This is a genomic window from Paraburkholderia sp. SIMBA_054 (genome assembly GCF_046534875.1).
GTDB lineage: Bacteria > Pseudomonadota > Gammaproteobacteria > Burkholderiales > Burkholderiaceae > Paraburkholderia > Paraburkholderia hospita.
Genome location: NZ_JAWRXV010000147.1, coordinates 1 through 2,457 on the forward strand (window position 1 = coordinate 1; position 2,457 = coordinate 2,457).

Consider the following 2,457-nt stretch of genomic DNA (forward strand, 5'->3'; position numbering starts at 1 on the left):
TCTTCGTTATGCGAGAGGTCTTTGATGGTCAGCGAGGTCATGATCAATCTCCTGGATACGGTATGGGAAGAGGACGATGTGTTTGCGATTTACAGCACAGCCTGCAGGCCGCCGAAGTTCTGGATCGTCGGAATGACGACCTTCGTGTCAGTCTGGGTGACGGGCGCCACTACGATAGCCGGGCTGGCGAAGCCGCCACCGAATGCGGCATTCACGTTGCCGACGTTGTAGTTGCTGCCGCCGCGCACCGAGGCGAGTGCTTCGACGGAAAGGTCTTCGTTATGCGAAAGGTCTTTGATGGTCAGCGTAGCCATGGTCAATCTCCTGGATCAGTTGTTTCGGGTTGGAAGAGCACGATTTGTTTGCTCTTGCTGCTATATATGCACAGGATGTGCCAGTCGTGTGCAGAACTCCGAAATCACACGATAACCATATGAAACTAAAGGAGATTTGCTCATGGAGATTTTTTGAAGGCGGCTTTTCAAGCGACCAGGCGACAAATGAACGTCTGCTCCCGGCAAACAGATAATCGCGCAACTGTCCGCTTTAACCGAACAGCACGCAATGCGGCCATCTCAATGACGAATGCGCTTCGCGCGACGGATTACACCGTCCCGCAGTGCGTGAGCGCGGGCATACATCGCAATGCAAGTGCTGGAAAGAAGCAGCAACTGAAAAAAGCAGCGCGCGCCCGCCGACAATGTTGTGCTCTTGCGCACCGCAAAATCGGCATTACTCTATCTGCCCCTTTAGCTCATCGTCGGTGCGCGGCCCCAGCCACACCACGAAAAAGGGAAAAACCCCGGTGCTCGATGCGACCGAGGCGCGGCTGCTGCTCGTCCGCATCGATGTGACGACGCCGATTGGCGTCAGGGATAGCGCGCTGATCGCACTGGTCTTTTTCGTTCGCGCGGGTCGGTGCGGCGTTCGCGATGCGGGTCGAGGATGTCGGCGTGCAGCAGCGGCGCCTGTGCGTGCGGCTGCGCGAGAAAGATGGCAAGGCGCACGAGATGCCGTGTCACCATACGCTTGAGGCAGACCTGCACGCGTACCTCGACGGCACCGGCATCGGCACGGACACAAAGGGGCCGCTGTTCCGCACGATCGCGCGTGGCACCGGGAGGCTCAGCACGACGCCACTACCGAAGGCGAACGCGTACGGGATGGTGCACCGGTGGGCGCCAGCCGCCGGCATTGGCACGGCGATCGATCGGCAACCACACGTTCCGCGCCACGGGCATCACCGCCTATCTGAAAAGCGGTGGCACGCTCGAGAACGCCGCGGCAATGGCCAATCACGCGTCGAGGCGCACCACGCAGCGGTATGACCGGCGCCATGCTGACATCAGCCTCGACGAGGTCGAGCGGACTCACCTGTAGACCGGGGCGGATGGGCATGTTGATCCCACACATGTGCGACCAACGCCCCACAAACAAGAAGGCCCGCCAGCGGGGAACGGACTGGCGGGCCTGAAGCCGGCAAGGGACAAGACCTGACGGCATTCCTCTCAGAAGGAACTTCTAGAGCACATCTTCTCTTAACGCTTACCCCGTGCTGTGGTGCTGTCTTGAACTGTTCGAAGGGGTCTGGCGAACCCGACAAACGTTTTTATATGGGAACGGCCGTTTCATGCCCGGGACTTACAGCAGTCCCTTGAGAAACTGCAGTCCGCCGAAATTCTGCAGCGTCGGAATATCGATCTTCATGTCGGTCTGGATGACCGGCGCCACCACGATAGCCGGGCTGGCGAAACCACCGCCGAACGCTGCGTTCACGTTGCCAAAATTGTAGTTACTGCCGCCGCGCACTGCAGACAGCGCGTCGTTGGACAGTGCCTGATGATGCGAAAGATCCGTGATCGTCAGCGAGGCCATGGTGAAGCTCCTGGTGTGGCGTGTAGCGGGACGGGAGAGCATGCACTGTCTGCGACCAGGCAGACGCGGTGCGGCTCTCCCGTGTGTGGCTTTACTTGACCAGCTGCAGGCCGCCGAAGTTCTGGATCGTCGGGATGATGACCTGCGTGTCGGTCTGCGTGACGGGCGCCACCACGATGGACGGGCTGGCGAAGCCGCCACCGAACGCGGCATTCGTGTTGTAGGCGTTGTAGTTGCTGCCGCCGCGCACCGAAGCGAGTGCTTCGACGGAAAGTTCTTCGTTATGCGAGAGGTCTTTGATGGTCAGCGAGGTCATGATCAATCTCCTGGATACGGTATGGGAAGAGGACGACGTGTTTGCGATTTACAGCAGCACAGCCTGCAGGCCGCCGAAGTTCTGGATCGTCGGAATGACGACCTTCGTGTCGGTCTGGGTGACGGGTGCGACCACCACGCCCGGGCTGGCGAAGCCGCCACCGAATGCGGCGTTCACGTTACCGACGTTGTAGTTGCTGCCGCCGCGCACGGAGGCGAGTGCTTCGACGGAAAGTTCTTCGTTATGCGAAAGGTCTTTGATGGTCA

Annotated in this window: 4 protein-coding genes and 1 pseudogene; 1 reads left to right on the forward strand and 4 read right to left on the reverse strand. The window is 59.7% G+C overall.

Annotated elements, in window-relative coordinates:
- Window positions 1–89 precede the first annotated feature (89 nt).
- Window positions 90–314, reverse strand: coding sequence for a hypothetical protein (locus SB822_RS54305; RefSeq protein WP_079487847.1), 225 nt, complete (start codon window positions 312–314; stop codon window positions 90–92).
- A 440-nt stretch (window positions 315–754) separates the two neighbouring features.
- Between SB822_RS54305 and SB822_RS54310 the strand changes: the two are divergent.
- Window positions 755–1,380, forward strand: a pseudogene (locus SB822_RS54310) (tyrosine-type recombinase/integrase); the annotation flags it as partial.
- 261 nt (window positions 1,381–1,641) lie between these two features.
- Here the strand turns inward: SB822_RS54310 and SB822_RS54315 are convergent.
- The 3 genes from SB822_RS54315 to SB822_RS54325 all read right to left on the reverse strand — a co-directional run.
- A complete protein-coding gene (locus SB822_RS54315) occupies window positions 1,642–1,875 on the reverse strand; it encodes a hypothetical protein (RefSeq protein ID WP_007576420.1) in 234 nt (77 codons plus the stop codon).
- A gap of 91 nt (window positions 1,876–1,966) precedes the next feature.
- A complete protein-coding gene (locus tag SB822_RS54320; RefSeq protein WP_007576421.1) occupies window positions 1,967–2,191 on the reverse strand; it encodes a hypothetical protein in 225 nt (74 codons plus the stop codon).
- Between the two features lie 48 nt (window positions 2,192–2,239).
- Window positions 2,240–2,457: hypothetical protein (locus SB822_RS54325; protein WP_410858752.1), on the reverse strand; the 218-nt coding region annotated here is incomplete at its 5' end.